This is a genomic window from Thermanaerothrix sp. (genome assembly GCA_026417795.1).
Taxonomy (GTDB): domain Bacteria; phylum Synergistota; class Synergistia; order Synergistales; family Synergistaceae; genus Thermanaerovibrio.
Map to the genome: position 1 here is coordinate 1 of JAOACP010000042.1, position 12,181 is coordinate 12,181.

At 62.0% G+C, this 12,181-nt stretch carries 12 protein-coding genes and 1 tRNA gene; 11 read left to right on the top strand and 2 right to left on the bottom strand.

Features of this window, described 5'->3' with window-relative positions; genetic code table 11:
• Positions 1-127: 127 nt before the first annotated feature.
• Positions 128-202, top strand: a tRNA-Val gene (locus N2315_08035).
• Between the two features lie 257 nt (positions 203-459).
• Here N2315_08035 and N2315_08040 read toward each other — a convergent pair.
• Positions 460-2,103, bottom strand: a complete 1,644-nt coding sequence (locus N2315_08040) for a nucleoside kinase (GenBank protein MCX7829128.1) — start codon at positions 2,101-2,103, stop codon at positions 460-462.
• A 226-nt stretch (positions 2,104-2,329) separates the two neighbouring features.
• On the opposite strand from N2315_08040, the gene N2315_08045 reads away from it, so the two are divergent.
• The 10 genes from N2315_08045 to citF all read left to right on the top strand — a co-directional run bounded on the left by N2315_08045 (position 2,330) and on the right by citF (position 11,467).
• The gene (locus N2315_08045; GenBank protein MCX7829129.1) at positions 2,330-3,043 is read left to right on the top strand and encodes a FadR family transcriptional regulator; all 714 of its coding nucleotides are present in this window, start codon (positions 2,330-2,332) and stop codon (positions 3,041-3,043) included.
• Between the two features lie 64 nt (positions 3,044-3,107).
• Positions 3,108-3,665: an HD domain-containing protein gene (locus N2315_08050; protein MCX7829130.1), complete on the top strand. Its 558-nt coding sequence runs from the start codon at positions 3,108-3,110 to the stop codon at positions 3,663-3,665.
• A gap of 31 nt (positions 3,666-3,696) precedes the next feature.
• Positions 3,697-4,977, top strand: coding sequence for an aconitase/3-isopropylmalate dehydratase large subunit family protein (locus N2315_08055; protein MCX7829131.1), 1,281 nt, complete (start codon positions 3,697-3,699; stop codon positions 4,975-4,977).
• 24 nt (positions 4,978-5,001) lie between these two features.
• A complete protein-coding gene (locus N2315_08060) occupies positions 5,002-5,520 on the top strand; it encodes a 3-isopropylmalate dehydratase (GenBank protein MCX7829132.1) in 519 nt (172 codons plus the stop codon).
• A gap of 13 nt (positions 5,521-5,533) precedes the next feature.
• Positions 5,534-6,790 carry a 3-isopropylmalate dehydratase large subunit gene (locus N2315_08065; protein ID MCX7829133.1) on the top strand — a complete coding sequence of 419 codons (1,257 nt, stop codon included), beginning with the start codon at positions 5,534-5,536 and terminating at the stop codon, positions 6,788-6,790.
• Entirely contained in the window at positions 6,791-7,285 is a 495-nt protein-coding gene (locus tag N2315_08070; GenBank protein MCX7829134.1) for a 3-isopropylmalate dehydratase, read from the top strand.
• A 135-nt stretch (positions 7,286-7,420) separates the two neighbouring features.
• The gene (locus tag N2315_08075; protein MCX7829135.1) at positions 7,421-8,683 is read left to right on the top strand and encodes an isocitrate/isopropylmalate family dehydrogenase; all 1,263 of its coding nucleotides are present in this window, start codon (positions 7,421-7,423) and stop codon (positions 8,681-8,683) included.
• Positions 8,684-8,785: 102 nt separating this feature from the next.
• On the top strand, positions 8,786-9,055 hold the full coding sequence (gene citD / locus N2315_08080; protein ID MCX7829136.1) for a citrate lyase acyl carrier protein: 270 nt from the start codon (positions 8,786-8,788) through the stop codon (positions 9,053-9,055).
• Positions 9,052-9,933, top strand: coding sequence for a CoA ester lyase (locus N2315_08085; protein MCX7829137.1), 882 nt, complete (start codon positions 9,052-9,054; stop codon positions 9,931-9,933). Before citD ends, N2315_08085 begins: the two co-directional genes overlap by 4 nt.
• A complete protein-coding gene (gene citF / locus N2315_08090; GenBank protein ID MCX7829138.1) occupies positions 9,923-11,467 on the top strand; it encodes a citrate lyase subunit alpha in 1,545 nt (514 codons plus the stop codon). The genes N2315_08085 and citF overlap by 11 nt, the downstream gene beginning before the upstream one ends.
• Before the next feature lie 80 nt (positions 11,468-11,547).
• Here citF and N2315_08095 read toward each other — a convergent pair.
• A partial coding sequence (locus tag N2315_08095) for a hypothetical protein (protein ID MCX7829139.1) occupies positions 11,548-12,181 on the bottom strand: 634 nt, incomplete at its 5' end.

Below are 12,181 nucleotides of genomic sequence, written 5' to 3' on the forward strand. Positions count from 1 at the left end.
GGGGATCATATTTCGTTTGGATTCTTAGGTGAGGCAACGTTCCCTTTTCGTTTAGATTTTACGTGAGGCAATTCGGGGGCTTGCAAAAAGCCAGGTTCCGTTGTAGAATCTTCACCGTTGCGGGTTGGGGCGGCTAGCTCAGCGGGAGAGCACTGCCTTCACACGGCAGGGGTCACAGGTTCGATCCCTGTGCCGCCCACCATAGTAGTCTTGGGCCTCCTGTGGGAGGCCCTTTTTCGTTTTTCGCCGCCCCATGGGCGCCGCTGGATCACGCCTGATGCGGCGCCGATAGGACCCAACCTTCAGGGCTAAGACTCGATCGGAGGCCTACCCCACAGGACCGGCAAAGGCCCCGGGGCTTGGAAAAGGCGGAAAAGGCAAAGACGGGCCCCTTGGAGGCAGACTCGAGTTTTAGGAATCTCCTCCAAGGGGTTTCCTAGACCCAAGCCTTCTTCAGCCCTAGTCCTCGAAGCAGCTTCCCCCGATGAACTCCCTTAGGATTGAAAGGTTCGGCACGTTGTCCGAGGGTATGAAGGGCACGAACCTGAGCATGGACAGGAGCCGCTGGGCCTCACCGTAGGCGGGGGACTCCTCCGGCACCGCCCGAAGCAGGGGCTCCGCGTAGCCCTTGAGCACCGGCAGTTCGTACACCAGGGCGGTGTTAAACATCACGTCCGCCACCGCCTGGTAGGGGAAGATGTGCCGGTGGGACCCCCTTATGACCGACGGCCACCTAAGGAGGGTGCTCTCCGGTGAGTGCCCCCTCACCCGGTGGTCCCTCACCAGCCGGCGGAGCAGGCGGTTGTCGGTGGTGCTGGTCCTGTTGTGCCTGTCAAGGCTGACGCCGGTCAAGGGTGAGACGAAGATCTTGTACTTCATCTCATCGGGTATGGACCGGGTGAGCCTCTCGTTGAGGCCGTGTATGCCCTCTATGATTATCACGTCGTCGCCGCTTATCTTAAGGCGCTTTCCGGGCTTCCTCCTGCCGGTTATGAAGTCGAACTTGGGCAGCTGCACATCCTTGCCCTCCATCAGATCCGACAGGTCCCGGTTTATGGCCTCCAGGTCCAGGGCCTCCAATGCCTCGAAGTCGTAATCGCCGTTCTCGTCCCTTGGGGTGAGCTCCCGGTCCACGAAGTAGTCGTCCAGGGATATGGCCACCGGCCTCTTCCCGCAGACCTGCAGCTGCACCTGAAGCCTCTTGGCGGTGGTGGTCTTGCCGGAGCCCGAGGGTCCCGCCAGGCACACCAGCTTGACCTCGGGCCTTGAGCATATCTCCCGGGCCACCCGGGCCAAGGCCTCACCGTGAAGGGCCTCGGAGATCAATATGAGCTCCAACCCCATGCCGGAGGCCACCCGTTCGTGTATGCTGTCCATGGTGGTTACCCCCAGCACGTCGAGCCACTGGGAGTACTCTATGAAGACCTCCGCCAAGCTCTTAGGCGCCTGGAACGGGGGTATGCGGTCCGGGAAGGACACGGTGGGAAACTGCAGGACCATGCCCGGCGGATAGTACAGGAGGTCGAAGACCTTCACCTGCCCCGTGCTGGAAGCCAACGGGGCGTAGAAGTAGCCGTAGGTCTCCGCGCACCGGTAGGCCACCACCGGGTCCACGGCGGTCCACTTGAGAAGCCTCGCCTTGTCGAGGTTGCCCTGGCGCTCGAAAATGGCCTTGGCCTTGTCCAGGGGCAGCACCTCCCGGTGGATGGGGATGTTGAGGTCTATGAGGCGGTTCATCTCCGCCTTCACGGCGTTTACGTCCTCCTCCGATGCCCCCCCCCCCACCAGCTCGCAGTAGTAGCCGTCGCTCATGGAGTGCCTTATTATCACGTCTTGCCCCAATGCCCGCTTGGAGGCCATCACCAGAAGGAAGCTCAGGGTCCTTCTATAAACCTCCATCCCCTCGAAGCTTCCGGTGTCCACGAACTGCACCTCCGAGGGCCCGTCGATAACCCAGTTCAAGGGCCTAAGGTAGTGGTTAACCCTGCAGGCCACCACCTGATGGGCTCCCTCCACCTTTGAGAGGGACAGGAGCTCAGACCCGGTAAGGGGCATCTCACAGACCATATCCCCGAAGCCCGCAACGCTCACGTTAAAACCCATGATACCCCTCCTAGCGTCTCAGATTGGCCCTTGGGATCCATAAGCCAAAGATTCGTAAGGCCCCTCCACATCGGCCCTTTAAGCATAGCACGGGGGCTCCGAAAGGCAAATTTTCCAACTATTCCGAACTAGTTAACGGTTGCTCAAATTGCTTGAATAGTATATAAGGTGCACTGGGTGGTCCACAAAGCCATTGTGGACCGACCACTGGGGAGGGGTGATCCGTTTGCCCGAGAGGGTAAGGCAGACCAGGATATACGAAAAGGTGGTGGAAGAAATAAAGGGGGACATATCCTCCGGGCGCCTTAAGCCCGGGGATCCGCTCCCTCCGGAGCGGTCCTTGATGGACCAGCTGGGGGTGAGCAGAAGCTCCCTCCGGGAGGCCTTCAGGGTATTGGAGCTCATGGGGTTAATCGAGAGCATCCCAGGCAAGGGCCGCTTCGTCCGGCGTCCAAGGCACTCCAAAGAAGACGACCCCTTGAGGGAACGGGGGCTGCCCCTGGAGGACGAGGCCATCCTGGAGCTCATGGAGGCCCGCCGCATCCTGGACCCCGCCATAGCCCGGGAGGCCGCCAGGAGGGCCATGCCCAGCGATCTTACCAAGATGAGGCGGGTCCTCTCCTCCACCAGGGAGGGGCTGGAGGACCTGGAGAGCCGGGCGAAGGGGGACTTCGAGTTCCACCTGGCCATGGCGGAGGCCACCAGGAACTTTGTGTTCGTAAACATCGTCCGCATGAACTTCAACCTCATCATGGCCACCCACGACCGGATCTACGCCCTGCTGGAGGACAAGGAGGCCTTCTTCAACGAGCACAGGGCCCTTTACGAGGCCATCCTGGACAGGGATCCGGACCGGGCGGAGAGGGCCGCCAGGGAACACATGGAGCGGATATACAAGACCCTTCAGGAGGTGCTGGCCCTGAAGGGCCTCAAAGCTTAAGGATTCAAGCTCCCGGCAAGGGCCGCGCCGGGGGCTATTCAAAGAACAGGGAGGGAAACAGGAGATGAAGGAGAGAATAGCGAAGCTGCTCCCGGAGGTGGATTGGATATGCGACCAAGATCTCAAGGACAAGGTCCTGTCCACCTATGAGGACGCCCTCAAGACCGGGGGATGGGAGCCCGAGGACATGGCGAAGATACCCTTCACGCTTCTCATACCCGACTGCCCCGCCTCTTACCTGACCCACACCAGGGGCGTCACCAGGATGGCCAAAGCCGCCATGGACGAGTTCAACGGCCTGTACAAGGACGAAGGGGGCTACCGGCTGGACAACGACAAGCTCATCGCCGGAGCCCTGCTCCACGACGTGGGCAAGCTGGTGGAGTACGAGAAGGGCCCCGACGGCAAGACCGCGAAGTCTCAGATGGGAAAGGACCTGAGGCACCCCTTCTCCGGCACCGTCATCGCCATGAGGAACGGCATTCCAAGCGACATAGCCCACATCATAGCCAACCACGCCCACGAAGGGGACGGCTCCCTTAGAAGCCCCGAAGGGGTGATAGTCAACAAGGCGGACTTCATGAACTTCGAGACCATAAAGTCGTTCCTCGGCATGAAGTAGGGGACTCCATTTCCAGGGAGGGGATGAAATCATGGGACGGACCATGATCCAGAAGATAATGGCCAGGGCCTCCGGCAAGGACGTGTCGGTAGGGGACCGGGTATGGTGCAACATAGACCTGTCCACCGCCAGGGACTTCGGGGGCCCCAACTGCGTCCTCCAGTTCGAGGAGGTCACCGGGAAGGACGCCAAGGTGTGGGACCCCAAGAAGATAGCCTTCACCTTCGACCTGCAGGCCCCGGCCCACTCCGAGAAGGTGTCCAACAACCAGAAGATAATCCGCCAGTTCGCCAAAAAACAGGGTATAGACAAGGTCTTCGACGTCAACTGGGGCATAGGCCAGCACGTGCTGCTGGAGAACGGGCTGGTTAAGCCCGGGGACGTGATACTGGGCACCGACAGCCACATGAACCTGCTGGGCGCCGTGGGGGCCTTCGCCACCGGCGTGGGCAACACCGACATAGTGGCCTCCTGGATCAAGGGAACCCTGTGGTTCAGGGTGCCGGAGACCATGAAGATAACCGCCCAGGGCAAGTTCCAGCGGGGGGTCTACATGAGGGACTTCCTCACCCACCTGGTGGGCACCCTTGGGGCGGACGGCATGTTCTTCAAGGCGGTGGAGTTCACCGGCGAGGCCATAGAGCAAAGCAGCCTGTCGGACCGCATAACCCTCTGCTCCATGGTGACCGAGATGAGCGGCAAGGTGGGGCTAATAATGCCCAACGGCCCGGTGCTTCAGTGGCTGGTGGAGAGGGCCGGCAAGGAGGTGTTGGAGCGGGTGGAGATGATCCGCCCCGACGCCGACGCGGTCTACTCCGAGGAGCTCAGCTTCGACGTGTCCCAGCTTGAGCCCTTGGCGTCCTGCCCCGACGCGCCGGACAACGTGAAGAAGGTCCGGGAGGTGGGTGGGGAGAGGATAGACCAGGTGCACATAGGCTCCTGCTCCAACGGCAGGTTCGAGGACATAGCGGCGGCCCACGAGGTGCTTAAGGCCGCGGGCTTCAAGGTGTCCCCCGAGGTGAGGGTGATCATAACCCCATCCACCAGAGAGGTAATGAAGGAGTGCGCCAAGGCGGGGTTCATCCAGGACTTCCTGGAGGCTGGGGTTATCTTCACCAACCCCACCTGCAGCCTCTGCACCGCGGAGCACTACGGGGCCCTTCCCTCCGGGGACGTGGGGGTGTCCACCACCAACCGCAACTTCATAGGCAAGGTAGGCAAGGGCAGCCACACCTACCTCATGAGCCCCGCCTCCGCCATGGCCAGCGCCGTGCGGGGCGTAATAACGGACCCCAGGGACATCCTGGGATGACCCAAGCGCAAGGGGGTGCCACACATGAGTGATACGGTTCTTCGCGGAAGGGCCTGGGTCTTCGGGGACGACGTGGACACGGACCTCATATACCACAACAAGTACCTGGCGGAGACGGACCCAAAGAAGATGGCCCAGTACTCCTTCGAGTACTACCCGGGCAAGGAGAACTTCGCCAAGGAGGTCCGCCCCGGGGACTTCGTGGTGGCAGGCCGCAATTTCGGCACCGGATCCAGCCGGGAGCACGCGGTCTACTGCCTCAAGGAGATCGGGGTCCCCATGGTGCTGGCGGAGTCCTTCGCCAGGATCTACTACAGGAACGCCATAAACAACGGCTACCCGGTGCTCTTCGTCAAGGGCCTGTCCGACGCCATAAAGGCCGGCAAGGTGAAGGACGGGGACCAGCTGGAGGTGGACACCGCCACGGGGGTGATAAGGAACCTCACCCAGGGGGTGGAGTTTCAAGGGGACGCGGTGACGGACCTGGAGCGGGACATAATGGCCGCCGGGGGCCTCATCGAGTATCTCAAATCCCAGGCTTAGGAGGGATAGGGTCATGGGAAGGACCTTCGCGGAGAAGGTGTTGGGCAAGTGGGCGGGCTATGACGTGAAGGCCGGCGACGTGGTGACAGTGGAACCCCATTTCTGCATGAGCCACGACAACGCGGCCCCCATAGCCAGGACCTTCAAGAAGATAGGGCTTTCAAAGGTCTTCGACCCCAACAGGATAGTCATAATACTGGACCACGCCATACCGGCCCCCTCGGACGACCACGCCGTAAACCACAAGGAGATCCGGGAGTTCGTGAAGGAGCAGGGCATAGAGCACTTCATGGACGTAACCAGCGACGGCGGCGTGTGCCACCAGAAGATGTGCGAGGAGGGCTTCGCCCTTCCGGGGCTCATCATGGTGGGAAGCGACAGCCACACCTGCACCTACGGGGCCTTCGGGGCCTTCTCCACCGGCATAGGCAGGTCCGAGATGGCCGCCACCTGGGCCACCGGCAAGCTCTGGTTCCGGGTGCCGGAGTCCATGAAGATAACCCTCAAGGGCTCCTTCCCCAAGGGGGTTTCCGCCAAGGACCTGATACTCAAGATAATCGGGGACATCAAGGCGGACGGGGCGGACTACATGAGCGTGGAGTTCCACGGGCCCGGCATCGAGGCCATGTCCCTGTCGGAGAGGATGACGCTGTGCAACATGGGCATCGAGATGGGGGCCAAGAATGCGGTGTGCCCCCCGGACCAGAAGGTGCTGGACCACGTGAAGGGAATCGCGAAATCGGACCTTTGGGAGCCCATCTGGGCGGATCCGGACGGGACCTACGCCAAGGAGCTCTCCTACGACCTGTCGGAGCTAACACCCGGGGTGGCGAAGCCCCACACGGTGGACAACTACGCCCCGGTGGACCAGGTCAAGGGTACCCCCATACACCAGGCCTTCCTCGGGAGCTGCACCAACGGCCGCATAGAGGACCTTCGGGAGGCGGCGGCGATCCTCAAGGGGCACAAGGTGGCGGTGAGAACCATAGTGATCCCCGCGTCCTGGAAGGCCTACCGGCAGGCCCTGGCGGAGGGGGTCGTGGACACCCTTTTGGACGCGGGCTGCGTCATCTCCAACCCCGGCTGCGGCCCCTGCATGGGGAACCATCAGGGGATACTGGCCCCCGGGGAGGCCTGCATAAGCACCGCCAACCGCAACTTCAAGGGCCGGATGGGGAACAAGGACAGCTTCATATACCTTGCAAGCCCCATGACCGTGGCGGCTTCCGCCCTGGCGGGGGCCATAGCGGATCCCAGGGAGGTGCTCTAGATGAGGATAAAAGGAAAGGTCTGGAAGTACGGGGACGACGTCAACACCGACGTGATATTCCCCGGCAAGTACACCTACACCATCAAAGACAGGTCCGAGATGGCCAAGGTGGCCTGCGAGGACCTGGACCCGGAGTTCAACCGGGAGGCCGCCAAGGGGGACATAATCGTGGCGGGCAAGAACTTCGGCTGCGGCTCCTCCAGGGAACAGGCGGTCACGTGCCTGGTGGAACGGGGCATAGGGGCCATCATAGCCAAGGGCTTCGCCAGGATCTACTACCGTAACGCCCTGAACGAAGGGCTACCCATAGTGGTCTGCCCCGAGGCGGTGGACGCTTTGGAAAAGGGTGACACGGTGGAGATCGATTTCGACCGCGGAGAGGTCATAACCCCCAAGGGCACCTTCTCGTTCCCCCCCTACCCGGAGTTCGTCCGGGGGCTCATCGAGGACGGGGGGCTGATACCCCACGTGAAGAAGTCCCTGGGGCTCAGCTGAGCCCTTCAGGGCCGCAGGGGCCCATATCTGGAAGGCGAAGGGGCAAAAAGCTCCCCCTTAGGGGGTTTCTTATGGACAGCGCCGCCTAGGAAGTTAATGGGCAAGGAAGGCATCTTAAAAGGAGGAGATGAGGGAATGAGCCGCAACGTCCTTAAGGTCAAGGAGCCAAAGGAGCGCTACAAGGTTTGCTACATGTCCGGCGACGACTCGGGATACGACATGATGGAGGGAGCGCTCGTTGTGCTCCACGCCATGGACCTTCCCATAGACTGGGTGAGGGCGGACCTTGGGTGGTGCATGTGGGAGAAGTCGGTTAAGAAGTTCGGCGAAGGGGATCCCAGGTGCAACACGGTTCCGCCGGAGACCATAGAGAAGATCCGGGAGTGCGACGCCACTTTGATGGCCGCCATAACCTCCAAGGCGGGGGTCAAGGGCTTCAAGTCCGCCATACTGCAGATGAGGCAGCTCTTCGACCTTTACATCAACCTGCGCCCTGCCAAGACCCTCCCGGCCCTGGGCTCCCCCCTCAAGGGGGATCCCAAGATAGACCTGGTGCTCTTCCGGGAGAACACTGAGGACCTGTACGCGGCGGTGGAGTTCCACCCGCTCCCGGAGGAGATGTACGGCCTGCACAAGGGCATGGAGCGCTTCCGCAAGTGCTCCGACGTGGCGGTGTCCTGGAGGGTGTTCTCCAAGGAGGGTTGCGAGAGGATCATACGGGCCGCCTTCGAGTACGCCAAGGCCACGGGCAGGACCAAGGTCCACTGCTGCAACAAGGCCAACGTCATCCGGGAGACCGACGGGATGATGAAGAGGATATTCCTTGAGCTCGCCAAGGAGTACGAGCAGTACGGGATACAGGGCATAGAGGAGAACGCGGACGCCACCGCCATGTGGCTCATAAAGAACCCCCAGGACTACCAGGTCATAGTGACCAGCAACGTCTTCGGCGACATCCTCTCCGACGAGGCAAGCCAGCTGGTTGGGGGCCTCGGGTTCGCCCCCAGCGGCAACATCGGCGAGAACACCGCCATATTCGAGCCCTGCAGCGGATCGGTGCCCAAGTACGCCCACCAGTACCGGGTAAACCCCTCCGCCATGCTCCTCACCGCCAAGATGATGCTGGAGTACCTGGGCATGGACGAGAAGGCCCAAAAGATCGAGTGGGCCATAAACGAGGTGCTCGCGGAGAACCGGCCCAAGACGCTTACCTACGACGTGCTGCGGGACTTCAGGAACGACCCGGACTGGGAGAAGAACGCCGCCAGCACCATAGAGATGGCCACCGCCATAGCCCAGAAGATCAACCCCAACTTCACCGGCAGCACCCTGGAGGACGCCAAGGCCAAGGCCAGGGAGATGTGCGACTGGAACAAGACCATCGGCTTCGAGGACTAGAGGGTGCTTGCCAAGGGGGGCTGCGTAGGGCCCCCCTTTGGGATATGAAGGGGCGGGGGATGTCTTTGCCCCGCCGCCCCTTCCTCAAGGGGAGTGATTTCTATGACCATAGCTCAGGCGGGGACGTTGGAGTCCATGGACTGCCTGGTAACGGTGTCGGAGGACCCCCAAGGCCCCAAGGTCTCCATATCGGGATCCGGAGCAATGCGCTTTAAGAGCTCCATGGAGAGGACGGTCATGGAGACCCTAAAGCGGCTTGGGGCCCTTAACCTGTCGGTGGATGTGCAGGACAACGGGGCCATAGACCTGGTTTTGGCCGCCCGGGTGGAGGCGGCGGTGCTCAAGCACAGGGCCGGGGGTGATGAGCCTTGAGGCGCACCATGCTGTACCTTCCGGGGAACAACCCCAACATGCTGCTAAGGGGATACCTGTTTGGGCCCGATGGGATAATACTGGACCTGGAGGACTCGGTCCCGGAGGGGGAGAAATCCGCCGCCCGGGTGTTGGTGCGGGAGGCCTTGAAGAAGTGGGACTTCGGGGGCTGCGAGGTGACCGTGCGTATCAACGGCATGGACACGCCCCACATGGAGAAGGACCTGGAGGAGATAGTGCCCTGCGGCGTTGACGGGGTGAGGCTTCCGAAGGTGGAGGATCCGGAGCAGGTAAAGGAGCTGCACCAGATGCTGTCCAGGATAGAGGCCCGATGCGGCATGGAGGAAGGCAGGACCAAGGTTTTCTGTCTTCTGGAGTCCGCCAGGGGGATAGTAAGGGCCTATGACATAGCCTCCGCATCCAGCCGGGTGGCGGCCATAATCCCCGGCGGGGAGGATCTGGCGGCGGACTTGAGGACCTCCAGGTCCAAGGAGGGCACGGAGCTGGACTGGGCAAGGAGGCACGTGGTGATGGCCGCCCGGGCGGTGGGGGTTGATCCCTTGGACACGGTGTTCCCGAGCATAAACGACCCCGAGGGGCTCAAGGCGGAGACGGAGTTCATAAAGCAGCTGGGCTACGAGGGGAAGAGTGTGATCCACCCAAGCCAGATCCGGGTGGTGCACTCGGTGTTCACCCCTAAGCCCGAAGAGGTAGCCAAGGCCCGCCGGATAGTTGAAGCCGCCATGGAGGCCAAGGCACAAGGCAAGGGGGCGGTGTCGGTGGACGGCCGCATGGTGGACGTCCCGGTGGTTAAGCGGGCCATGAGAACCCTCATGCTGGCCGGAGAAGACGTGGGAGGTGGTTCCGTTGCCGGTTAACGCCCTGGGACGGGAGTTGCCGCATTTCATAGAGGGTTACGGCGAGGTGAAGCCCTTCCAGGGGGCCTTCGCCAGGGAGCCTAAGAGGAGGAGCGCCGGCCAGCCCATGAAGAGGGGCCGGGAGGCCATGGGATCCAAGGTGCGCCGAAGCCTCCGGGAGGCCATAGAGGCCAGCGGCCTTAAAAGCGGCATGACCGTGTCCTTCCACCACCACCTCCGCAACGGCGACATGGTGGTCAACCAGGTTATAAGAACCTGCGCCGAGATGGGCATAGGGGATCTCACCATATTCCCCACCGCCCTCTTCGGGGTTCACAAGGAGCTGATAGAGCACATAAGATCCGGGGTGGTTCGCCGCATAATGGGGTCCGTCAACGGGCCCATAGGTAAGCTGGTGTCCCAGGGGGGCATGTCGGAGCCGGTGGTGCTCAGGAGCCACGGCGGCAGGCCCCGGGCGGTGGTCTCCGGGGACGTGAAGATAGACGTGGCCTTCATCGGGGCCCCTTCGGCGGACCGCTTCGGCAACCTCTCCGGCGCCATGGGAAGGAGCGCCTGCGGTTCCCTGGGGTACGCATTCACCGACGCCATGTACGCGGACCACGTGGTGGCGGTGACAGACAACCTGGTTGAAGGGATGCTGTGCCCCATCTCGATACCCCAGATGTACGTGGACCAGGTGGTGGCGGTGGAGAGCATAGGGGACCCCTCGGGCATAGTGTCCGGCAGCACCAGGATAACCCGGGACCCCTTGAGGCTTTTGATAGCCCAGATGGCCTCCTCCCTCATCGAGGCATCCAGCTGTTTCAAGGACGGCATATCCTTCCAGACCGGCGCGGGGGGCATACCGCTGGCGGTTACCGCCTTTATGAAGGACGCCATGATCCGACGCAACGTGAAGGGAAGCTTCGGCCTTGGGGGCATAACGGGCTACTTCGTGGAGCTGCTCAAGGAGGGCCTGGTTGAATGCCTCATGGACGTGCAGTCCTTCGACCTGGAGGCGGTGCGGTCCATAGGGTCGGACCCAAGGCACATGGAGATATCCGCCGAGTGGTACGCCAGCCCCTGGACCAAGGGCAGCGCAGTGGACTCCCTGGACGTGGTGATACTCGGCGCCACGGAGGTGGACCTTGACTTCAACGTGAACGTCAACACCGAGGCGGACGGGTACCTGCTGCACGGAATAGGGGGGCACCAGGACACCGCCGCGGGGGCGAAGCTCACCATAATAGCCCAGCCCCTCCTCAGGGGAAGGATACCCTGCGTGGTGGACCGGGTCCACTGCGCCACCACCCCCGGGGAGGTGGTGGACGCGGTGGTCACCGAGTTCGGCATCACCGTGAACCCCGCAAGGGGGGACCTTATTTCCGCCGCCCGGGAGGCCAAGCTTCCCCTCATATCCATGGAGGAACTCCTGTCCAAGGCGAGGGCCATATGCGGCCCCATGGACCCATTGGAGCAGGAGGACCGGATAGTGGCGGTGGTTGAGTGGCGGGACGGAACCGTGATAGACGTGATACGTAAGGTTAAGGCCTAAGGGCGGAAGGACGATCCAGGGGGCCCAGCGCGGGCCCCCTGGATTTTTGCTTGCCCTGTGTTGCGCCGTACGATTATGGATCAGAGGCCCTTGGCCATCATGGAGGCGAAGGCCTGGATCACGAAGGAGTTAACTATGTCGATGAAGAAGGCCCCCACGATGGAGACGGTGAAGAAGGCCCTGGGGGCGTGTCCGTACTTCAGGGTCACCGCCTGCATGTTGGCTATGGCGTTAGGGGTGGCCCCAAGGCCGAAGCCGCAGTGTCCCGCCGCCAGCACCGCGGCGTTGTAGTCCCTGCCGTTGAAGTTGAAGGTCACGAAGTAAGCGAAGAGGATCATGAGGAGCACCTGCCCCAGCAGGATCACCAAAAGGGGACCCGCCACGCCCACCAGCTGCCAGAGCTGCAAGGACATGAGGGCCATGGCCAGGAATATGTAGAGGGCCACCCCTCCGAGCTGCTCTATCATGGGCATGTTGACCTTGTAAAGGCCGGTGAAGTCCGCTAGGTTCCTTATGATTATGCCCACGAACAGGGCGCAGAGGTATGTGGGCATCTTGATGCCGTGGTCCTTGAAGAACGCCAATAGCAGGGCCCCCACGCTCATTGCCAGGGCTATCTGGAAGATGCTCACCACCATGGTCTCGGTGGTGGTGGGCTGGTCCATGCGGTCGTGGAGCTCCTCGGTGACGGGCTCGATGGGCTCCAGCTGGTCC

Coding starts and splice junctions, on each gene's coding strand:
- N2315_08040 (MCX7829128.1), bottom strand. CDS start 2,103: ATGGGTTTTAACGTGAGCGTTGCGGGCTTCGGGGATATGGTCTGTGAG.
- N2315_08060 (MCX7829132.1), top strand. CDS start 5,002: ATGAGTGATACGGTTCTTCGCGGAAGGGCCTGGGTCTTCGGGGACGAC.
- N2315_08050 (MCX7829130.1), top strand. CDS start 3,108: ATGAAGGAGAGAATAGCGAAGCTGCTCCCGGAGGTGGATTGGATATGC.
- N2315_08075 (MCX7829135.1), top strand. CDS start 7,421: ATGAGCCGCAACGTCCTTAAGGTCAAGGAGCCAAAGGAGCGCTACAAG.
- citD (MCX7829136.1), top strand. CDS start 8,786: ATGACCATAGCTCAGGCGGGGACGTTGGAGTCCATGGACTGCCTGGTA.
- N2315_08055 (MCX7829131.1), top strand. CDS start 3,697: ATGGGACGGACCATGATCCAGAAGATAATGGCCAGGGCCTCCGGCAAG.
- N2315_08065 (MCX7829133.1), top strand. CDS start 5,534: ATGGGAAGGACCTTCGCGGAGAAGGTGTTGGGCAAGTGGGCGGGCTAT.
- N2315_08070 (MCX7829134.1), top strand. CDS start 6,791: ATGAGGATAAAAGGAAAGGTCTGGAAGTACGGGGACGACGTCAACACC.